16 protein-coding genes and 2 tRNA genes are annotated in these 19,687 nt (G+C 73.2%); 6 read left to right on the top strand and 12 right to left on the bottom strand.

What is annotated here, in order from left to right:
- Window positions 1-31: 31 nt before the first annotated feature.
- The 7 genes from ACFVYX_RS30155 to ACFVYX_RS30125 all read right to left on the bottom strand — a co-directional run bounded on the left by ACFVYX_RS30155 (window position 32) and on the right by ACFVYX_RS30125 (window position 8,099).
- Window positions 32-2,161: an ArnT family glycosyltransferase gene (locus tag ACFVYX_RS30155; RefSeq protein ID WP_389684653.1), complete on the bottom strand. Its 2,130-nt coding sequence runs from the start codon at window positions 2,159-2,161 to the stop codon at window positions 32-34.
- Window positions 2,158-3,459: a glycosyltransferase gene (locus ACFVYX_RS30150; RefSeq protein ID WP_389684652.1), complete on the bottom strand. Its 1,302-nt coding sequence runs from the start codon at window positions 3,457-3,459 to the stop codon at window positions 2,158-2,160. Before ACFVYX_RS30150 ends, ACFVYX_RS30155 begins: the two co-directional genes overlap by 4 nt.
- Before the next feature lie 26 nt (window positions 3,460-3,485).
- On the bottom strand, window positions 3,486-5,015 hold the full coding sequence (locus ACFVYX_RS30145) for a sensor histidine kinase (RefSeq protein WP_389684651.1): 1,530 nt from the start codon (window positions 5,013-5,015) through the stop codon (window positions 3,486-3,488).
- Window positions 5,016-5,020: 5 nt separating this feature from the next.
- Complete coding sequence (locus ACFVYX_RS30140) at window positions 5,021-5,764, bottom strand: response regulator transcription factor (protein ID WP_389684650.1); 744 nt, start codon at window positions 5,762-5,764, stop codon at window positions 5,021-5,023.
- 149 nt (window positions 5,765-5,913) lie between these two features.
- Complete coding sequence (locus ACFVYX_RS30135; protein ID WP_389684649.1) at window positions 5,914-6,801, bottom strand: amidohydrolase family protein; 888 nt, start codon at window positions 6,799-6,801, stop codon at window positions 5,914-5,916.
- Window positions 6,788-7,123, bottom strand: a complete 336-nt coding sequence (locus ACFVYX_RS30130; RefSeq protein WP_389684648.1) for an antibiotic biosynthesis monooxygenase family protein — start codon at window positions 7,121-7,123, stop codon at window positions 6,788-6,790. The genes ACFVYX_RS30135 and ACFVYX_RS30130 overlap by 14 nt, the downstream gene beginning before the upstream one ends.
- A 106-nt stretch (window positions 7,124-7,229) precedes the next feature.
- Window positions 7,230-8,099 (bottom strand): DUF2797 domain-containing protein, encoded by an 870-nt coding sequence (locus ACFVYX_RS30125; protein ID WP_389684647.1) that lies wholly within the window; start codon window positions 8,097-8,099, stop codon window positions 7,230-7,232.
- Window positions 8,100-8,154: 55 nt separating this feature from the next.
- Here ACFVYX_RS30125 and ACFVYX_RS30120 point away from each other — a divergent pair, with 55 nt between their 5' ends.
- Window positions 8,155-8,583 (top strand): hypothetical protein, encoded by a 429-nt coding sequence (locus tag ACFVYX_RS30120; protein WP_389684646.1) that lies wholly within the window; start codon window positions 8,155-8,157, stop codon window positions 8,581-8,583.
- 114 nt (window positions 8,584-8,697) lie between these two features.
- Here ACFVYX_RS30120 and ACFVYX_RS30115 read toward each other — a convergent pair whose 3' ends face one another.
- Together ACFVYX_RS30115 and ACFVYX_RS30110 are read right to left on the bottom strand one after the other, a co-directional pair.
- The gene (locus ACFVYX_RS30115) at window positions 8,698-9,522 is read right to left on the bottom strand and encodes a BRO family protein (protein WP_389684645.1); all 825 of its coding nucleotides are present in this window, start codon (window positions 9,520-9,522) and stop codon (window positions 8,698-8,700) included.
- A gap of 149 nt (window positions 9,523-9,671) precedes the next feature.
- A complete protein-coding gene (locus ACFVYX_RS30110) occupies window positions 9,672-10,037 on the bottom strand; it encodes a PH domain-containing protein (protein WP_030549674.1) in 366 nt (121 codons plus the stop codon).
- Window positions 10,038-10,132: 95 nt separating this feature from the next.
- Between ACFVYX_RS30110 and ACFVYX_RS30105 the strand changes: the two genes are divergently transcribed.
- From ACFVYX_RS30105 to ACFVYX_RS30095, 3 genes are all read left to right on the top strand, one after another.
- On the top strand, window positions 10,133-11,077 hold the full coding sequence (locus ACFVYX_RS30105) for an RNA polymerase sigma-70 factor (protein WP_389684644.1): 945 nt from the start codon (window positions 10,133-10,135) through the stop codon (window positions 11,075-11,077).
- Window positions 11,078-11,170: 93 nt separating this feature from the next.
- Window positions 11,171-12,373, top strand: coding sequence for an NAD(P)/FAD-dependent oxidoreductase (locus ACFVYX_RS30100; RefSeq protein WP_389684643.1), 1,203 nt, complete (start codon window positions 11,171-11,173; stop codon window positions 12,371-12,373).
- Between the two features lie 130 nt (window positions 12,374-12,503).
- On the top strand, window positions 12,504-13,397 hold the full coding sequence (locus ACFVYX_RS30095) for a hypothetical protein (RefSeq protein ID WP_389684642.1): 894 nt from the start codon (window positions 12,504-12,506) through the stop codon (window positions 13,395-13,397).
- A gap of 134 nt (window positions 13,398-13,531) precedes the next feature.
- Here ACFVYX_RS30095 and ACFVYX_RS30090 read toward each other — a convergent pair whose 3' ends face one another.
- The 3 genes from ACFVYX_RS30090 to ACFVYX_RS30080 form a co-directional block, all read right to left on the bottom strand.
- Complete coding sequence (locus tag ACFVYX_RS30090) at window positions 13,532-14,053, bottom strand: signal protein (RefSeq protein WP_389684641.1); 522 nt, start codon at window positions 14,051-14,053, stop codon at window positions 13,532-13,534.
- 320 nt (window positions 14,054-14,373) lie between these two features.
- Window positions 14,374-14,446: transfer RNA gene (locus tag ACFVYX_RS30085), tRNA-Arg, on the bottom strand.
- Window positions 14,447-14,729: 283 nt separating this feature from the next.
- Window positions 14,730-14,820, bottom strand: a tRNA-Ser gene (locus ACFVYX_RS30080).
- Window positions 14,821-15,082: 262 nt separating this feature from the next.
- On the opposite strand from ACFVYX_RS30080, the gene ACFVYX_RS30075 reads away from it, so the two are divergent.
- Window positions 15,083-15,508: an SSI family serine proteinase inhibitor gene (locus ACFVYX_RS30075; RefSeq protein ID WP_389684640.1), complete on the top strand. Its 426-nt coding sequence runs from the start codon at window positions 15,083-15,085 to the stop codon at window positions 15,506-15,508.
- A 154-nt stretch (window positions 15,509-15,662) separates the two neighbouring features.
- Window positions 15,663-19,604, top strand: coding sequence for a PAS domain-containing protein (locus ACFVYX_RS30070; RefSeq protein WP_389684639.1), 3,942 nt, complete (start codon window positions 15,663-15,665; stop codon window positions 19,602-19,604).
- Window positions 19,605-19,687: the final 83 nt, after the last annotated feature.

The following is a 19,687-nucleotide window of genomic DNA, read 5'->3' as shown; positions in this document are numbered from 1 at the left end:
CTCGTACGGTGTATAGGGATTATTTCGCGGGCTACTTCTGGCGGGTCAGGTCGTAGAAGGTGGAGCTGCCGACAGTCACCTGCTCGAAGGTGTCCTGGACCCAGGCGATGATCCGGGCGCTGGTCCCGTTTCCGCCCATGGGGCCGACCGTGGCGCCTTCGCCGCCTCCAGCGCCGCCTCCCGTGCCGCCTCCGCCCGACGAGACGAGGTAGTGGATCTTCCCCTCGGCGACGTACTGCATGAACCGGTCGAGCGTCGGGGACGGGTCGCTGCCGTTGAAGCCGCCGATCGCCATGACCGGCTTCTCGGTGGCGAGCTGGTAGCCGGCCGCGTTCTGGGCGCCCACCGCTGCGGCGACCCAGGTGTAGTCGTCGGCGTCCTTGAGCAGGGCCGCCTTCGCCTCCGCACTGACGTCGACGCCGTTGAGGAGGCCGCCCATGCCGCCGCCCACGCCGCCACGCTCACCGTCGCCGGGGCCGGTACCAGGCATCTGGCCCTGGCCCTGGCCCGGAGGCTGCACCTGGCCGCCGCCCGGGAGTTGCATGCCCTGCCCCGGGCCGCCGGGGGCCCGGCCGCCGCCCGGGAAGGCGTACGCCATCCGCGTGCCGCCGTCCCGGCCTCCGCCGGGGCCGCCGCGCATCCCGCCGAAGTCCGCGCCCGCCGGGCCCGCCGTCACGATCGAGCCCTGGTGCCCGGCGTCCACCGTCGCCAGGGTGTACGCGAACGGCCCCGTGAGCCCCGCCGCCAGGCCGAGGCCCGCGGCCGCGAGCCCGAGCCGCCGGTCCGCCCGGCCCGCGAACAGCAGCCCGAGCGCGGCCACCGCGCCCACCGCCAGGACCGTCCAGCGCAGCCACGGCAGCCAGTCCGGCGTGCGTCCCAGGAGCGTCCAGCCCCACCAGGCCGTCACCGCCACCGTCACGGCGAGGACCGCAGAGGCGAGCCACCGGGTGCGTTCCTCCCACAGCACGGCCGCCCCCATGCCGACGAGGGCCGCGAGATACGGGGCCAGGGCCACCGTGTAGTACTCGTGGAAGATGCCGGCCATGAAGCTGAACACGGCCAGGGTGAACAGCAGCGAGCCGCCCCACACCAGGAACGCGGAACGTGCCGGGTCCGTCCGTGGCGCCCGCCGGGTGACGACGAGCCCCGCGACGAGCAGGATCAGCGCGGCCGGCAGGAGCCAGGAGATCTGGCCGCCCACCGAGTCGTTGACCATCCGGCCGATCCCGGTCTCGCCCCACCGGCCGCCACCGGCCCCGCCTCCGCCTCCGCCTCCGCCGACGCTGCCGACCTCGTTGCCGTTGATGCGGCCGAGGCCGTTGTAGCCGAAGGTCAGCTCCAGGAAGCTGTTGCTCTGCGAGCCTCCGACGTACGGGCGGGAGGACTCCGGCCACAGCTCGACCAGGGCCACCCACCACCCCGCCGACACCAGCAGCGCGAGCCCGGCGAGGCCCAGTCGGCCGATCCGGCGCCCGATCGCGCCCGGTGCGCACACCCCGTACACGAGGGCGAGCGGCGGGAGGATCAGGAAGGCCTGCAGGGTCTTCGCGAGGAACGCGAAGCCGAAGGCCACCCCGGCCCACATGAGCCACTTCGCCGCCCCATGGTCCTGCTCCAGGGCGCGCAGCACGCAGTACACGGCGACCGTCATGAGCAGCGCGAGCAGCGCGTCCGGGTTGTTGAAGCGGAACATGAGCGCGGCGACGGGTGTCAGCGCGAGCGCCGCGCCCGCGAGCAGGCCCGCGCCCGCGCCGAACTTGCGCCGTACGGCCGCGTAGAGCACGGCGACGGTGGCGACGCCCATGAGCACCACGGGCACGAGGATCTGCCAGGAGCCCAGGCCGAAGAGGCGGACGGAGAGGGCCATCGGCCAGAGGGCGGCCGGCGGCTTGTCGACGGTGATGGCGTTGGCCGCGTCGAGCGAGCCGAAGAAGAAGGCCTTCCAGCTCTCGCCGCCCGCCTGGACGGCGGCCGAGTAGAAGGAGTTGGCGTAGCCGGAGGCGCTCAGGTTCCAGAGGTAGAGCGCGGTGGTCACGGCGAGCAGACCGAGGAAGGTGGGCCGGACCCAGGGGGCGTCCTCGGCCCGCCCGCGCCACAGCCGGGCGAGCCGGGGCCGGCCGCTTCCTGGAACGGCCGGGGCCGCGGGGGACAGGGTGGTCATCGTTCGTTCCTTGCTGAGGTCTGCGGGGCGGACCGCTCGGGGAAGACCCAGAGCCGGAAGAGGAGGAAACGCAGGACGGTCGCGGCGAGATTGGCGACGACCAGGACGGCGAGCTCGGTCGAGTGCGCCGGTTCACCGGTCGCCGCCCCGAGGGCGGCGAGCGAACCGCTGGTCAGGGCCAGGCCGATGGCGAAGACCACGAGCCCCTGCGCCTGGTGGCGGACGGCCCGGTCCCGGCCCCGCACGCCGAAGGTGAGGCGCCGGTTGGCCGCCGTGTTGGCGACGGCGGAGACGAGGAGCGCGGCGGCGTTGGCGAACTGCGGGCCGGCACCGAGCCGGAAGGCCGAGTACAGGGCGAGGTAGCAGAGGGTGGAAAGCACCCCGACCGCGCAGAAGCCGACCAGCTGCCGGGCGAGACCCCGTGGCACCCCGCTGAGTTCGCGGTCCCGGGGGTCGTCCCCGAACGGCCTGGCCAGCCGGTCGAGGGGCAGCGACCCCGTCGCCAGGGCCCGCCCGACCCGCCAGACGCCCCTCAGGTCGTCGGTCGCCGTGCTGACGATGTGCACCGTCGACTCCGGGTCGTCGACCCAGTCGACCGGCACCTCGTGGATGCGCAGCCCGGCCCGCTCGGCCAGGACGAGCAGCTCGGTGTCGAAGAACCAGCCGGTGTCCTCGACCATCGGCAGCAGCCGCTCGGCGACGTCCCGCCGTATCGCCTTGAACCCGCACTGCGCGTCGGAGAACCGGGCGGCGAGCGAGCCGCGCAGGATCAGGTTGTAGGCCCGGGAGATGAACTCCCGCTTCGGCCCGCGCACCACCCGCGAGGAGCGGGTGAGCCGGGACCCGATGGCCAGGTCGGAGTGGCCCGAGATGAGCGGCGCGACCAGCGGGAGCAGGGCGTTCAGATCGGTGGACAGGTCGACGTCCATATAGGCGAGGACCGGCGCGTCCGAGCCCGACCACACCGTGCGCAGCGCCCGGCCGCGCCCCTTCTGTTCGAGACGTACGGAGCGCACCTCGGGCACCTCGGCGGCGAGGCCGGCGGCGACGGCGGGGGTGGTGTCGGTGGAGGCGTTGTCGGCGACCGTGATGCGGAAGCCGTACGGGAAGGTCCGGAGGAGGTGCTCATGGAGCCGGCGGACGCACGGCTCCAGGTCCTTCTCCTCGTTGTGGACGGGGATCACCACGTCAAGGACGGGCCGTCCCGCGATGTTCACCGGCAGGTGTTCCCGTGCGGGGAGGGCGTCGGACCTTCCGGAGGCCACGGACGGAGTCCCCGCGATCGTTGGGGTTCGCATGACACCGACCCTCGCCGGGCCCGCTGTCACGGCTGTGTGATGCGCCTGTGCCCTGCCTGTGAGTCCGTGCCGGCGGGGAGCCGGACGGTGAAGACGGTCCGGCCGGGGGCGCTCGTGACGGTCACCTCGCCGCCGTGGGCGAGGACGACCGCGCGCACGATGGCGAGTCCGAGGCCGGTCGATCCGGCGTGCCGGGAGCGGGAGGCGTCGCCGCGCGCGAACCGTTCGAAGACGGAGGGCAGGAGCTCGGGCAGGATGCCGGGCCCGTCGTCCTCGACGTCGACGAGCGCCGCGCCCGGCTCCGCACGGACCCGTGCGGTGACCTTCGTGCCGGGTGGGGTGTGGGTACGGGCATTGGCGAGGAGGTTGACGAGCACCTGCTGGAGCCGGGCGCCGTCGGCCCGTACGAGCGCGCGCTCCGAGGGGAGTTCGAGCCGCCAGTGGTGCTCGGGCCCGGCGGCGCGGGCGTCGCTGACGGCGTCCACCACGAGGGGGACGAGGTCGGTGGACCCGTACGAGAGCGGGCGTCCGGCGTCGAGCCGGGCGAGCAGCAGCAGGTCCTCCACCAGTCCCGTCATCCGGACGGCCTCGGATTCGATCCGGCCGAGCGCGTGCCGGGTGTCGGGCCCGCACTCCTCGCCGCCGCGACGGGTCAGCTCCGCGTACCCACGGATCGAGGCAAGAGGGGTGCGCAGTTCATGGCTGGCGTCCGCGACGAACCGCCGGACACGGGTCTCGCTCTGCTGGCGGGCGTCGAGCGCCGAGTGGACGTGGTCGAGCATCCGGTTGATGGCCGCGCCGACCTGGCCGACCTCGGTGCGCGGATCGGCCTCCGCCTCCGGGACCCGCTGGTGGAGTGCCACCTCTCCGCTGTGCAGCGGCAGCTTGGCGACCTGACCGGCGATGGCGGCGACCCGCCGCAGCGGCCGCAGGGCCACCCCGACGAGTACGGTCCCGGCGAGCGAGGCTGCGACGAGACCGGCTCCCGTGACGCTCAGCTCGACGACCACGAGGGTGGAGAGGGCGTCCTCGACCTCGGTGAGCGGAATGCCGGTGAGGAACGTGCCTCTGCTGCCCTCCGCGTACTCGACCCGGTACGAGCCGAGTCGGCCGGGCAGATCGACGGTGTGCGGCTCCCCGTCACGCGGGACGGCGGCAAGCGCGGCCCGCTGGGCGGCGTCGAGTTCGGTCCGGACGTTCCGCCCGTACAGACCGCCGTTCTCGGTCTCCGCCTCGGCCGAGTACCCGGCCGAGGTCAGCCGGCCGTCCACCAGGACCGCGCCGAGGGTGCCGGTCGGGACGGGCCCCTCGACGAATCCGAGCGGGTCCTGGCCCCGGCCCGGGTCGTCGGGGCCGAGGCCCGTGGCGACCGGCGGGCCCGCGGCCCGGTCGGAGACCGTACGGACCTGTTCGTCGGCCCGGTCGTACAGGTACGAGCGGAACGCGATCGTCGTGACCGTCCCGATGACGGCTGCGACGACCGCGATCAGCGCGACCGCCGAGACGACGAGCCGGGTCCGCAGTGACCACGGCCGCCGGCGTACACGTCGGAACACCGGGACTACTCCCCGGGCTTGATCAGATACCCCGCGCCGCGCCGGGTGTGGATCATCGGGGAGCGGCCCGCGTCGATCTTCCGGCGCAGATAGGAGATGTAGAGCTCGACGACATTGGCCTGGCCGCCGAAGTCGTAGGACCAGACCCGGTCGAGGATCTGTGCCTTGCTCAGCACCCGGCGCGGATTGCGCATGAGGTAGCGCAGCAGCTCGAACTCGGTGGCGGTGAGATGGATCGACTCCCCGCCCCGGGTGACCTCGTGGCTGTCCTCGTCGAGGGTCAGGTCCCCGACGACGAGCAGCGACTCGCTGCGCGCCTGTGCCGCCCCGGACCTGCGGATGAGGCCGCGCAGCCTGGCGACGACCTCCTCCAGGCTGAACGGCTTGGTGACATAGTCGTCGCCGCCGGCGGTGAGTCCGGCGATCCGGTCCTCGACGGCGTCCTTCGCCGTCAGGAAGAGCACCGGGACGTCCGGCAGCTCGCGGCGGATCGAGCCCAGCAGGCTGAGCCCGTCGGCGTCGGGGAGCATCACGTCGAGGATCACGGCGTCGGGCCGGAACTCGCGTACGGAGCGGAGGGCGGCGGCCCCGTCGCCCGCGCTCCGCACCTGCCAGCCCTCGTACCGCAGGGCCATGGAGAGGAGCTCGGCGAGCGAGGCCTCGTCGTCGACGACGAGGACGCGGACGGCGGTGCCGTCGGCACGGAGCATGTCGGCGCGGGTGCCGGGGCGGCGTGTGGTGACGGTCATGGCACCCACGCTCTCCGCCGCCGCTGAGAGCCCTCTTTCCCTTTCCTGTGAATTCCCTGAGAAAGGGATGCGGGGGCTCGGAGGTTTTCGCCGCTCAGAGGATGCGGCGCTCAGACGCTGACCGATTCACCGATTCACCGATTCACCGTTCACCGTTTCACGTGAAACAACGCGGCTCCGTTCTCGTAGAGGACCCGTCGCATCCAGTCGTCCCCGAGCCCGAGGCGTTCGAGGGCATGGAGCTGGTGCGCGTACGGGTACGGGATGTTCGGGAAGTCGGAGCCGAGGAGGATCCGGTCGCCCAGGTCGACGAGCCGCTTGAGTTCCGCCCCGGGGAAGGGCGCGAGCCGCTCGCTGAAATCGGTGAAGGCCATGGTGGTGTCGAGGTGGACGCCCTCGTACCGCTGGGCGAGGTCGAGGAAGTCGCTGTACTCGGGCATCCCCATGTGCGCGACGATCACCCGCAGCCCGGGATGACGGGCGAGCAGCCTCCCCATGGGCCCGGGGCCGGTGAACCTGCCCGGGGTGGGCCCGGAGCCGCAGTGGACGACCACGGGGGTCCCGCTGTCGGCGAGGGCTCCCCAGACGCTGTCCAGCTGGACGTCGGTCGGATCGAACCCGCCGACCTGGAGGTGCACCTTGAAGACCCGGGCCCCGGCGTCGAGCGCCTCCTGGACGTACCGGTCGGCACCCGGCTCGGGGAAGAAGGTCGAGGTGTGCAGACAGTCGGGGGTACGGGCGGCGAAGTCGACGGCCCAGGAGTTCAGCCAGGCGGCCATTCCGGGCTTGTGCGGGTAGAGCATCGCGGTGAAGGCGACCGCCCCGAAGCCGCGCAGGAGGGCGAGCCTGCGCTCCTCCTCCTCGCGGTAGGTGATGGGCCACTCCAGGCCGGTCAGCGGACCGACGGCGTCAAAGTAGGCCCAGACCTTGTCGAGGACGTTCTGCGGCATGAAGTGCGTGTGCACGTCGACGAGGCCGGGAATGCCGAGGCGCGTGAGCAGCGCGGCGATGTCCGCAGGAGTGTCACTTCCGCTCAAAGCTGTAACTCCGTTCGACCTTGCCGATGTGGACGCTGTAGCTCTCGTACCAGTGCTCCCGGCCGTACGCCTTGGCGGCCTGGTGCTCGGTGTCGAGCCGCCAGGCGTCGAGGGATTCCAGGTCGCGGAAGTAGGCGACGGTGATGCCGATGCCGCCGGGAGTGCGGGCGGTCTCGTAGCCGAGGAAGCCGGGGATGCCCTTGACGAGCTCCTGCATACGGGAGGAGGTCGCGGAGTAGCCCTCGGGTGCTTCGGGGCGGATGGAAGTGAACACGGCGGTGTAGTAGGGCGGTTCGATGCCCGCCACCAGCTGGGGAGTCATGTGATCACCCTCGCCGGGGCCGGGCGGGCTGTCCACGGCCCCAGGGGAAAGGGATCCAAGACTTTACGAAGCGGGGCGCCGGGTGGGGGTGTGTGCCCGCCGGCCCTCAGAAGAGCTCCCCCTGCGTGCTCGGGTCGACGGCGGGCACCGCTTCCGCCACCGGCACGGACATGGCGTCCCCCGCACCGGCGCCCTGGAGCGCCCAGCCGCTCATCAGCCGCGTGTCGAGGGCGAGACAGCGCCCGCCGGGGTCGAGGAGGTGCAGATCAGGACCGGCGGCGGCGAGCAGCCGCCCGCTGACGACACCCCCGTCGACCAGTTCGGTGACGGTGCCGTCGAGCGGCGGCAGCCCGTCGAGGCCGAAGACCTCGACGTGGTCGCGCGGGGCGAACTCCAGGGGCTCCAGGGTCTCCGTCCAGCCACCGACCGCGCCCGCGCGCCGGTGCAGCTCCTCCACCTCGCCGACCCGGACCGGGGCGGCCGGCAGGGTGTGCCGGGCGGCCCGCTTCCGCTCGTACGCCACCCGGTCGGGGACCCCCAGCGCCTGCCGCAGCACCTCCTCGGTCCGCCGGGCGGCCATCAGCGGACCCCGCCCGAGCCAGCTGAACGTGACGGCGCCCTGTTCGAGAAGCCGGGCCTCGCCCCGGGCCTCTGCCGTGATGCCCACCTTCGTCATCCCGGGCCCGAACCAGGCGAGGTACACGCGGTACGGCTGCGGATCGTCCAGGAAGGTGTCGGCGGCGACCGAGTGGGCCCGGTCGAGCCGCGCGCACTCCGCGCACCGCCCGCCGGTGGCCCGGCCGGGCACGACCGCCTCCAGGGGGCAGCGATTGCCCCGGGCCCCGGGACACCGCCGCGCCCCCACGGCCCGGAAGGCGAGCCCCTGCCCGTACGCGAGGGAGCTGACCCTTCCGCCCCGCCACCGCAGGCCGGGCGCCCCGCCGCTCCAGGTGATCCCCCGACACCGCCACTCCACGCCGTTCCTCCTCCGCACCCGCCCCTCGGGGGCGCATCTGGTGCAAGCTCCCTCTGTGCGAGCTCCCCTGCCACCCAGTCTCCGTCACATCCGCTTCCAGTCCCCGGAGAGGAGCCCCCGGGGGCACCACCCCGGAGTCTTCGGGCTGGCCAACGCGCTGGCTCGGGAGGGCCGGCTCTCCCCCGACGAGTACGCGGTCTGGCGCTCCTCGAACGACTGGTACGACGCCCACTTCCCGAACCCGTCGACGGTCGACCCGACGGTCTACGATCCGCACCTGAACCCGGGGGCGGCGGCCTGGTTCCGCCCGACGGCGACCGAGGCACTGGCCCGGGTCGCCCCGTACCTGCGCATCCTGCGTGACCACGGCGTGCCCTGCGTACGCCTGGAGTCGGCCCGTCCGGGCAGGATCGTCTACGCGGACCCGTACCAGGTGGTGGCGGTGGCGCCGCCGGCCCGACGAGCCCCTCACGGCAGGACGTAGACCCGGCCCCGACGGGCGCCTCGCACGACGGAGACCCGGCCCCGACGAGCGCCTCGCACGACGGAGGCCCGCCCCACGGGCGCCCGGCAGGACGCGGATCCGCGCCATGGGCACTCACGGCAGGACGTAGATCCGCGCCCCGTCCGCGTCCGGCCCGCCGACCTCCCGTATGCAGCCGCGCTCGATGAGGAGGCGTACGCAGTCGCGGACGCGCTCACGGGACAGCCCGGTGCGCCGGGTGACGTCCTGGGTCCGGTAGCGGACCCCGCCCCGGATCAGGGCGGGGGCGAGGCAGGTGGCGACCGTCCGCACGTCCCCGGTGATGGCCCAGGACTCGACGAGCTCCTGCGGGGTGAGCGCGACGACGGCGCCGGTGCGCTGGCGGGGCACGGAGAGCCGCTCAAGGGAGTCGGCGACCCTTGAGAGGCTCCGCCGGGTCTCGCGGAGCAACTCCGCGTACTCGGCGTGCTCGGCGTACGCGGGCGAGCGCTCGTCGAACCGGCCCTCGAGCCGTACGAGGACGTCGACCAGCTCGGGCGGCAGCACGTAACCGGAGTGCACGGGCGAGGGTTCGAGCCCGTAGCCTCCGTACCGCTGGACCGCCGCCACGACCTCGGCCACCCACGCCAGGAAGGGCCCGGCCTCCGGTCTGCGGCACGCACCGACGAGCTGGACGAGCCCCTGGAGGCTCACCATCCGCGTCGACGCCCTGATCCCGCCCCGGCCGGGGAACTCCTCGCCCTCGGCGAGCTCTCGCGCGGACGCGAGGCACGTACCGGGCAGCGCCACCGTCCGCAGCGCCTCCCGGGTCCCCGCGTACCCCAGCCGCTTGGCCACGTCCACCACGGGGAACCAGTGGGTCCCGTCGGGGGCGGTCAGCCGCCGCAGGGGCGTCCCGGTGGCGGCGCGCACCATGTCATCGATGTCGATCGCATCCATCGATCATCACCTCCGCCACGCAAGTTAGGCCGAGGGCATATTCAACTGACATTCAAATCAGACAGGTTCACCCAAAAGGGGAGGGATTTCCGGGATTGACCCCCGGAAACCCCTCCCCACCACGACGCTCCGCGCGTGCGGGCGTACGCCTACTTCGCGACGAACTGCGTCAGGATCGCCTGCACCTCGTAGATGTCGACGCCCTTGGTGAAGGTCTTCTGCACGGGCAGCTGGCTGCCAGAGATCCAGATCTTCAGCTCGGCGTCCAGATCGAAGGTGCCGGCGGTCTCGACGGCGAAGTGCGTGATGCTCCGGTACGGAATCGAGTGGTACTCGACCTTCTTGCCGGTGATGCCCTGCTTGTCGACCAGGACGAGCCGCCGGTCCGTGAAGAAGATCGTGTCGCGGATCAGCAGGTACGCGGCGTGCACCTGCTCCCCCTGACCGAGCAGCCGCGCGTAGTCCTGCTGCGCCTGCGCCGGATCGATCGCGTGCGCGTTCCCGAAGAGCGCCATGCCCTACCCCCACATTCGAAGTGAAAGAACGATCATCCGACTCCGAGGCTCACCAAGGCAAGGCTCCCGGCCGGGGCCGGAGTTAGGATCCTGGCATGGCCCTGACTGCGAACGACATGGATCGGTTCACCGCCGCCGCGCCTCGCCTGCAGGCCATCGCCTACCGCCTCCTCGGCTCCGCGAGCGAGGCCGAGGACGCCGTGCAGGACACCTTCCTGCGCTGGCAGGCCGCCGACGTGGACCGCATCGACGTCCCCGAGGCCTGGCTGACGAAGGTCCTCACCAACCTCTGCCTCAACCAGCTCACCTCCGCCCGCGCGCGGCGCGAGAGCTACGTGGGCCAGTGGCTCCCCGAGCCGCTGCTCGCCGGAGACCCGATGCTCGGCCCCGCCGAGACCGCCGAACAGCGCGAGTCGGTCTCGTACGCGGTCCTCACCCTGCTCGAACGCCTCTCCCCCAACGAGCGGGCGGTCTACGTGCTGCGGGAGGCCTTCGGCCACCCGCACCGGGAGATCGCCGAGATCCTCGACCTCACCGAGGCGGCGAGCCAGCAGATCTTCCACCGCGCCAAGCGGCACGTCGCGGAGGGCAGGGCCCGCACCGAGATCGACGAAGCCGCGGCCCGGCGGATCGTCGAGGAGTTCCTCGCGGCGGCCACCAGCGGGCAGACCGACCTGCTCGTACGGATGCTCACCGACGACGCCGTGGCGATCGGCGACGGCGGCGGCAAGGTCCCGGCCCGCGCCAAGGCGTTCGAGGGCGCTCTCGCGGTCGCGAAGTTCATGCGGGGCATGTTCAAGCCGAGCCCGGCCAAGCGCGCCCTCGTCGGCGGATCCGCCGAGATCCACGTGACGACGGTCAACGGCGCCCCCGCCGTGGTGGCGGTCGTCGACGGCCTGGTGGTCGGCGTCATGTGCCCGGAGATCGACGCCGAGGGCATCGTCGCCTTCCGCAGCCAGGTCAACCCCGACAAGCTCGAGCGCGCGACCCGGCGATGGGCCGCCGCCGACCACGGGGAACCCCTGTTCCACGCCTTCTGACCCCGGTGTGACCTGCTTCACACCGGCTTCCTGTCAGGAATCGTCGGCCTGCCCGGTTCAGGTGGCGAACCCTCGGAAGACAGGAGCACGGACATGCAGCACCGCATCATCGTCCTCGGAGCCGGATACGCCGGAGTCGTCGCTGCCGGGCGCCTCGCCAAGCGACTGCACCGCGAGGACGCCGCCATCACCCTGGTCAACGCCGAGCCGGACTTCGTCGAGCGCGTCCGGATGCACCAGCTGGCGGCCGGCCAGGACCTCCCGCCCCGGCCCCTCGGCGAGATGTTCACCGACCCCGGAGTCGAGCTGAAGATCGCGAAGGTGACCGGCGTCGACGTGGACCGCAGGACCGTCACCGTCACCGCCCCCGGCACGGACGACGCCGAGGAACTCGCCTACGACACCCTCGTGTACGCCCTCGGCAGCGGCTGGAACAGCCAGGGCGTCCCCGGCACCGCCGAGCACGCCCATGACGTCGCCGGCCGCCCCGGAGCGCTCCGGCTGCGCGAGCGCCTGGCCCGGCTGGGCGCCGGCGGGACCGTGGTCGTGGTCGGCGGCGGCCTCACCGGCCTGGAGGCCGTGACCGAGATCGCCGAGGCCCGCCCGGACCTCGACGTCGCCCTCGCCGTCCGCGGCGGCCTCGGCGACTGGCTCTCGCCCAAGGGCCGCCGGCACCTGCGGAAGGTCGTCGACGGGCTCGGCATCACCGTGCACGAGGAGGCCGCCGTCACCGCCGTGGCGGCCGACCACGTCATGACCGCCGACGGCAGGTCCCTCCCGGCCGAGGTCACCGTGTGGACCACCGGCTTCGCGGCCCACCCGATCGCGCGGGCCACCACCCTCGACGTCACCGACACGGGCCAGATCGTGGTCGACGAGACCATGCGTTCGGTCTCGCACCCCGACGTGTACGCCGTCGGCGACGCCGGCATGGCCATGGGACCCGGCGAGAAGCCGCTGCGGATGTCGTGCGCCACGGGCGGCCCGATGGCCTGGCAGGCGGCCGACGCCATCGCGGCCCGCCTCACGGGCGGGAAGCTCCCGAACATTCCGCTCCGCTACTTCAACCAGTGCATCTCGCTCGGCCGCAAGGACGGCCTGATCCAGTACGTCACGGCCGACGACCGCACCGTCGGGGCGGCCCTGACGGGCCGACTGGCCGCCACCTACAAGGAACTGGTCTGCAAGGGCGCGGCCTGGAGCGTCACCAAGCCGACCCTCGGCCTCCCGTCCCGCCGCCGCCGGGTCCTGCGCGAGCAGCCCCGCACGGACGCCCCCACCCAGGTCCCGGCCTGACGGGAGAGGCCCCGGACTCCCGTCCGGGGCCTCTCGCGCCGGGCGCGTTCGGCGGGGTCCGTAGAATCGGGCGGCGCGCCGTGAGGCGGTCCGGAGCATCCGGAGATGTCGTGCCGACAGGGGAAATGACATGACGACACCCGTTGTCGAAGCCCGGCAGGATCACCGGCCCGGTTCCGGGCGGGAGCGGGGCCGCGGCGCCGGGGTGCGGGGGCTGCTGTTCGCCGTGACCGCGCTCGTCGCCGGAGCGACGGGAGTGGCCGGCACCCTGCTGTACCAGAGGGCCCACGCTCCGGACACGTCCGCGGTCGACGCCCAGGCCGCCGAGATCGCCGAGGACCTGCGCGGGGAGCTGAACGCGGGCTTCCACTCGGGAGGCCAGCCCTACGGGGGGCAGTTCACCCAGGGCACGGTCGTCTCCCACGTCGAGGCACACGGCGGAGTGCTGCTGAGCGCCGACACCGAGCGGAACCAAACCGTCGGCGTCGTCCACACGGCGGAGGTGATGCTGGGCCTCGTCCCACCGGCCACCGAGGCCGTCACCCCGCGCGCCTATCCGGTCCGCTGCTACCGCTACACCTTCGGCATCGGTACGCACAGCGTGAAGCAGTCGGGCATGCCGTGTCCGGCCACACGGACCGACGGCAGGCCCGGCAGCCTCGTGGCCCAGCTGGGCGTGCTGCTCGCACAGCAGCCCACCGGCCCGTTCGCCTACCGGAGGATGACGACCGCGGGCTACGCGCACACGCCGCGGGGCGCCGAGGAGTTCCTGAAGGAGGAGCGTCTGATCGCCGACGGGGACAGGGTGAGCGCGGTCTCCGGCAAGGCCGGCGGTGACGGCGTGTACGCCCTCGCCCTGCGTATCAACGACGCCTGCCACTACCTCCGCATGGACCCCTCGTCCACCGCGTCGCGCCTGGTCCCGCTGTGGATAGCCCCGGCCGACGAACAAGATCCCTGCGACGCCCAACAGGCCGCGACGGCCGCCACCCTCTACGGCGTCAACCCGGCGGAACAGGGCTGACCCCACCCGGGCGCCCGACACCGAGGACAGGACAACGCAAGAGGCCCGGACTCTCGTCCGGGAACCGCCCAAGTGGCCTTGAAGTGCAGAAGAGACCCCGGGAGCATCCCGGGGTCTCCCCCCCATCGGCTCGCCTAGACCGACGTGGCTGCGACGGTCAACGCGTAGTCCACACCGGTCGAGAAGTCGCCTGACCGTCCACGGATCTTCAGGGAGTGCGTCCCGGAAGCAAGAGGCGGCAACTGCACCCACATGCCGCACCCTGTAGCTGTGAAGCGCCCTTCCTCCCCGGTGAGCGGGTTGCCCTGCGCGCCTTGCACCGTGATCGAGTCGCCCTTGTAGGTCTCGGGCTCGACCACCTTGCCGTCGAGGAGCACGGTCCCCTGCGCGCTGCTCATGAAGGCCTCACAGTTCTGAGGGTCTCCGAAGGTATTGACGACAGGCGCAGCAATCGGACGCCCGCTGGGAACCTCGCACGTGCGCTTGACCTGGCCGCCGAAGGTTCCGGCCAGGAACCACACGTCGTGCGGTTGATTGCGTCCGCACGCGCTCCCGTCCGTGTCGGCGACAGGGTTGGTCGCGTCGGGCTCCGAGGCCGCCCATGTCCACCATCGGCCTTGCAGCTCCGCAGAAGGAAGGCGCACGGTCTCCCTCACCGGAGCGGTACTCGGCGGAGCGGTGCGAGCCGGCGACGCCACTCGTTCCGTGCCTTCCGGCCCCGCGGATTCCTGGGTCCCGCACCCCGCCAAGGCCGCCATCACTACAGCGGTCAGGCCCGCTACTCCAGCTTTGAACCTCACTATGGCCCCTCCCGATCGGACGCGCCGCCTTTGTCCCCCACCCCGACGCGACATGAGCGGACACGCTACTCGGCGGGTGGGACCGGACTGCTTCTGGGCCGGTCGCTGTACTTCGCCGCTTTACGGCCACGCAACGCAAGAGGCCCCCGGATCTCTCCGGGGGCCTCTCACCTGTGTGCACTCGGCAGGATTCGAACCTGCAACCTTCTGATCCGTAGTCAGATGCTCTATCCGTTAAGCTACGAGTGCTTGTTCTTTTGTTTCTTGCCTTCGCTCCCCGGCCTTTCGGCCCGCTCGCGGCGACAGGAAGAACATTACATGACTGCCGCCGCCATGTGAAATCCATTCACCCCACCCCTTGTGACCTGCGAAAACTTCCCCTCAGGGCCCAGCGGCGGGTCGGCGGGGCGGGCGTGGCGAAGGGGCCCGTGGGGGTGAAAACGCGGGGAAAGAGACCGGGGTCACACCAGCGGGGCGGACGGGGCCGGGAACGGCCGAAGCCCCGGCCTGGGGGCCGGGGCTTCGGTAGGGGCGGAGGCGGAGGGATTTGAACCCTCGATGGGCTTTAAGACCCAAACCGCATTAGCAGTGCGGCGCCATAGACCGGACTAGGCGACGCCTCCATGCACCCCGCGCGTATGCGGTGTGCGTGCAGATGATGACACAGACGAACCGGCTGTCACCAATCGATTCTCACCGTACTAGCCCTCCGGGGTCGAGGGCAAAGCCCCCGGGGGCCGCGCCGCGCCCGAGCCGCCGCCCACCCGGCGCACCCCGGTTGCGCAACGCCGTGGCGTCCGGAGCGTTAGACGGGGCGGGGCACGACGTGCTCCCGCGTCCGTCGTCCACCGCCACCGTCACCACCCCGCGCTCCTGGAGATCCGCATGCTGCGCAGTCTCGTCCTCGCGACCCTCGCCACCACCGCCGTCGGTGCCGCCGGGCTCGGCCCGCTGCCCTCGCTGCCGCTGTTCGCGGCGCCGGACACCCTGACGGTGACCGTCTCCGACAGCGGCCGTTCGAGCGCCGACGGCACCTTCGAGCTGACGTGCGACGGCCGGGCCGGCGGGAACCACCCCGACCGTGAGCGCGCCTGCGAGCAGCTCGACCGGCTCGCGGAGGCGGGCGGGAACCCGTTCCGGCCCGTGCCCGAGGACCAGCTCTGCACCCAGGTGTACGGCGGGCCCGCCGTCGCGCACATCACCGGCACCTGGCAGGGCCGTACGGTCGACGCCCGCTTCTCCCGGGCCGACGGCTGCGAGATCGACCGCTGGGAGAACCTGGAGCCTGTCCTTCCCCTTGTCGGGGGATGAGGAGGGGCAAGGAGGGGATGAGGCAGGGGCCACCCCCGGGGGCTCCCTTAGACTCCCCTCAGTGACAGGCTGCGGCCCGCGGGGCAAGATGGGGCCGGTCCGCCGGTAGGCACGTGCGTCAGGCAAATGCAGTGGGTCAGGGAGGAAGCGTCTCGTGAGCAGCAGGCCATCCCGAGGCGCTGCTCGCCTCGCAGCCATACTCGACGCCCTCCCCGACGGCCTCGTGCTCGTCAACTGCAACGGCACGGTCGTCAACGCCAACACGATCGCCCTCGGCATGTTCGAGACACCGGGCACCGCACTCGTCGGGCGCGGCCTGCTCGACCTCCTGCCCGGCTTCGACTCGCGCCTCATCCCCGGCTCCATGCGCCGCCCCGAGGGCACCGACGAGCGCGGCCGCACCAAGCCGACCCGGATGATCGCCCGCCGCACGGACGGCGGCGAGTTCCCCGTCGAGGTGACCAGCGCGAGCCTGGAGGACGGGCGCGAGGCCTACGACTCGTACAGCGGGTACACCGGCGACGAGCTGCTCATGCTCGTCGTACGGGACCTCACCGGCACCCTCGACACCGAGGCCGAACTCGCCCGCTCGCAGCGGCAGACCGAGATGATCCTGCGCGCCGCGGCCGAGGGCGTCGTCGGCACGGACACCGACGGCCGGGTCGTCCTGGTCAACCCCGCCGCCGCTCAGATCCTCGGCTACCGCGCCGGTGAACTCGGCGGCCAGGAGCTGCACCCGCTGATCCTCGCCAAGCGGGCCGACGGCGAGCCCTTCCCGTACGAGGAGTCGCCGCTCGCCGACACCCTCAAGTCGGGCCGCAAGCACCGCGTGCGCGGGCAGGTCCTGTGGTCGAAGAAGGGCGAGCAGGTCGCGGTCGACCTGACGACCGCTCCGGTACGCGACGGCGACCAGCTCGTCGGCGCCGTCATGACCTTCACCGACCGCAGGCCGTACGAGCAGCTCGTCCAGGAGCACGCAGCCGAGCTCGCCGAACTCCAGCAGCGGAACGCCGCCGAACTCGCCGAACTCCAGGAGCGGAACGCGGCCGAACTCGCCGACCGCACCGAGCGGCACGCGGCCGAGCGGGAGGCACAGCAGGAGCGGTACGCCTCCCTCGCCGCCCGCCACGAACAGCTCACGGCCGTCCTCGCCGAGTCGCTGCGCGGCCCCCTGGAGGAGCTGCGCACCCAGCTGGGCGTCCTCGCCGCCGACGACGCCGGGCAGCTGTGGCCCGAGGCCAACCGGGTCCTGCACCACCTGGCCGCCGGGTACGCCCGGATGACGACGCTCGTCGACAACGTCCTGGGCTACCAGCGCCTGGACTCCGGTGCGGAGGAGCTCGACAAGCGCGTCGCGCTCCTCGACGGGGTCGTGACGGCCGGCATCGACGGGGCCGTCGAGCTGATCGGACCCGGCCGCGCCCAGTTCGCCGTGCACGCGCCGCCCATCGAGGCCGAGGTCGACGCGGCGCGGCTCGCGACGGCGCTCTCGCACCTCGTCGCGGACGTCGCCGGAGTCGACGCGACCGGCAAGAACCGTGCCGGCGTCCAGGGCTCCGTACCCGCCGACTCCACGATCGTCGTCGCGGCCGCCCAGCGCGGTGAGGTCGTACGGATCGAGGTCCGCGGCCCGTACGCCGGCGGTGACCCGGTCCACGGGCCCGTCGTGCGCGGGATCGTGGCTGCGCACGGCGGTGTCGTGCAGACCCACGAGGTGCCGGGGACGAGCGGCGGCGCGTACGTCCTCGAAGTGCCCGTCGGCGCCGGGCGTGGCACCGTCCCCGCGACGCGGACGAGGGCCCCCGCACCCGGCGGCGGCCGTGAGGCCCTCGCGCTGCCCATGCAGGCCGGCGCGCCCGTCGCGACGCCTCCGGTCGGCGGCGCACCCGTCGCAGTGCCTCCGGTCGCCGGCGCACCCGCCGCGGTGCCACCGGTCGCCGGCGCACCCGCCGCGGTGCCACCGGTCGCCGGCGCGGTGCCTTCCGCCGACGGCCCGGAGAGCTCCGGTGGGGGCAGGCGGCGGGCCCGGCGGGGCTCCACGGACGCCTTCCTCGAGAGTGCGGTCGCCGCCGAGGGCGGTGCGGAGCCCAGTGGGCGCCGCCGTGCCCGTACGGGAGAGGCCACCGGTGCCGCCGAGCTGATCCCGGCCCAGCAGAACGCCGCTGTCGACGTCCCTCCGGCTTCACCTGCCGCTCCCGGTACTGCTGTGCCGTCGGGATCCGGTGCTTCCGGCGTCGAGCCGACCGGGCGGCGACGGGGCCGGCCCGCCGAGGGTTCCGTGGTGACCGCGGCCGAGGGCGCGCAGGGGCGGGCCGCGCTCGGTGCCGCCGTACCGCCGCAGGGCGTCCCCGTCGAACCCTCGGGCGCTCCCGCCCTGGCCCGGGCCCTGCCCGCCGTCGCTTCCGGTTCCGCTGAGGGGGCCCCCGAGGCGCAGCCGAGTGGGCGCCGGCGGCGTGCGCTGGCCGCCGCCCAGGAGCGGGCTGCCGCCGCCGAGGCCGGTCCCCGGACGCCGTTCGCGCTCCCGCCCGCCGACGCGGACCGGCCGGAGCCGGCCGCCGGACCCGAGGGCGTTCCCGCCGGTGGTCCGTTCACCACTCCCGGGACTGCCCCGGTCGCCGGACCGCTGCCGGTCTCCGACGAGGGGCGGCACGAGGCCGTACGGGGTGTCCCGGGCGCCGACCACACGCCTCCGCAGCCCCATCCGCACGCGCAGCCACAGCCGCAGTCGCAGTCGCAGTCGCAAGGTCAGGGTCAGGTCCCGCCGGGCGTCCCGCCGGCGATGCCGCCCGCGATGCCTCCCGCCGAACCGACCGGGCGTCGCCGGGCCGTCACGCCTCCGCCGCCGGAGACGGGGGCGCAGTCGGGGCCCGTGCCTCGCAGCAGCACAGGCACAGGTACCGGTACCGGCTCCGTACCGCTGCCGCCCGAGTTGCCGATGCCCAAGGACTCCACCCAGGGGCGGGCGTTCAGCGTCCGTACGCTCGGGCAGGGCGTCCCCTTCGTCCCCCCGGCCTCTCCTGCCACCCCTCCGGCCCCGGCGGCCCCCCAGGCCTCCGGCGCGCCCTCCAACGGCTCCGGGCGGCGGCGTAGGCTCGCCACCCCGCCGGACACCGACCCTCCGGCCCCGGCCGCGCTTCCCGTACCGGCTCCCGGCGAGGCCAGGCCGCATCCGCAGCAGGCCGAACCGTCCGGCACGCCGCCGGCGCCGTCCGAAGCCTCGCTCGGGCTCGCCCCCGCAGCGCCCGAGGGCCGTGCCTACGCCATAGGAGCGCCCGCGGAGGGTTCCGCCGAGGGTCCCGAGCCGCTCGACGGCCCCGGTGGCGCCGTCGAGGTCGCCAACCGGCCGGCCCCCCGGCCGGTCGACGACGAGCTGCCCCCGGAGCCCCTCGACAACCCGCGCAGGCTGCTCGTCTGGCCCGCGCCCGACGTCTCCACCCAGCAGGCGCTGAGCGACCGGGGCTACCGGCCGGTGATCGTGCACTCCCGTGAGGAGGTCGACGCCCAGATCGCCGCCTTCCCGGCCGCGCTCTTCGTCGACCCGCTGACCGGGCCCATCACCCGTACCGCGCTCCAGTCGCTGCGCCAGGCCGCCGTCGCCGCCGAGGTGCCCGTCCTCCTCGCGGCCGGGCTCGGGCAGGCGACCAGGGAAGCCGCGTACGGCGCCGATCCGGCCGTACTCCTCAAGGCGCTCGCGCCGCGCGACAGCGAGCAGCACCCGTCACGGGTCCTGCTGATCGAGGAGAACGAGGACATCGCGGAGGCGCTCGCGGCGACCCTGGAGCGGCGCGGGATGCACGTCGCGCGGGCGGCCACGGACACGGAGGCGGTCACGCTCGCGACCGGGACACGGCCGAACCTGGTGGTGATGGACCTGATGCAGGTGCGCCGCCGCCGGGCCGGGATCATCGACTGGCTGCGCGCGAACGGACAGCTGAACCGCACCCCGCTCGTCGTCTACACCTCGGCCGACCTCGTCGAGGAGGAGCTGCCGAAGCTGTCCTCCGGCGAGACGGTCCTGTTCCTCGCCGAGCGCTCGAACAGCGCCGAGGTCCAGGCCAGGATCGTCGACCTGCTCGCGAAGATCGGCACCAACTAGCGACACGGGTACGGGGAGGGCGCCTTCGCCCTCCCCGTACCCGTCCGTCCGTCGGTCCGGCGGTCCGTCCGTTCGTTCGTTCG

It is taken from the genome of Streptomyces sp. NPDC058326 (genome assembly GCF_042879855.1).
Taxonomy (GTDB): Bacteria; Actinomycetota; Actinomycetes; order Streptomycetales; family Streptomycetaceae; genus Streptomyces.
The sequence above is the reverse complement of the archived record's forward strand: the minus strand, read 5'-3'. Positions and strand labels throughout refer to the sequence as shown.

Excerpts from the sequence above, each read along its gene's own strand:
- ACFVYX_RS30130 (WP_389684648.1), bottom strand. The coding sequence starts at position 7,123 with ATGACTCCCCAGCTGGTGGCGGGCATCGAACCGCCCTACTACACCGCC.
- ACFVYX_RS30155 (WP_389684653.1), bottom strand. The coding sequence starts at position 2,161 with ATGACCACCCTGTCCCCCGCGGCCCCGGCCGTTCCAGGAAGCGGCCGG.
- ACFVYX_RS30100 (WP_389684643.1), top strand. The coding sequence starts at position 11,171 with ATGCAGCACCGCATCATCGTCCTCGGAGCCGGATACGCCGGAGTCGTC.
- ACFVYX_RS30105 (WP_389684644.1), top strand. The coding sequence starts at position 10,133 with ATGGCCCTGACTGCGAACGACATGGATCGGTTCACCGCCGCCGCGCCT.
- ACFVYX_RS30075 (WP_389684640.1), top strand. The coding sequence starts at position 15,083 with ATGCTGCGCAGTCTCGTCCTCGCGACCCTCGCCACCACCGCCGTCGGT.
- ACFVYX_RS30150 (WP_389684652.1), bottom strand. The coding sequence starts at position 3,459 with ATGCGAACCCCAACGATCGCGGGGACTCCGTCCGTGGCCTCCGGAAGG.
- ACFVYX_RS30095 (WP_389684642.1), top strand. The coding sequence starts at position 12,504 with ATGACGACACCCGTTGTCGAAGCCCGGCAGGATCACCGGCCCGGTTCC.
- ACFVYX_RS30115 (WP_389684645.1), bottom strand. The coding sequence starts at position 9,522 with ATGGATGCGATCGACATCGATGACATGGTGCGCGCCGCCACCGGGACG.
- ACFVYX_RS30140 (WP_389684650.1), bottom strand. The coding sequence starts at position 5,764 with ATGACCGTCACCACACGCCGCCCCGGCACCCGCGCCGACATGCTCCGT.
- ACFVYX_RS30110 (WP_030549674.1), bottom strand. The coding sequence starts at position 10,037 with ATGGCGCTCTTCGGGAACGCGCACGCGATCGATCCGGCGCAGGCGCAG.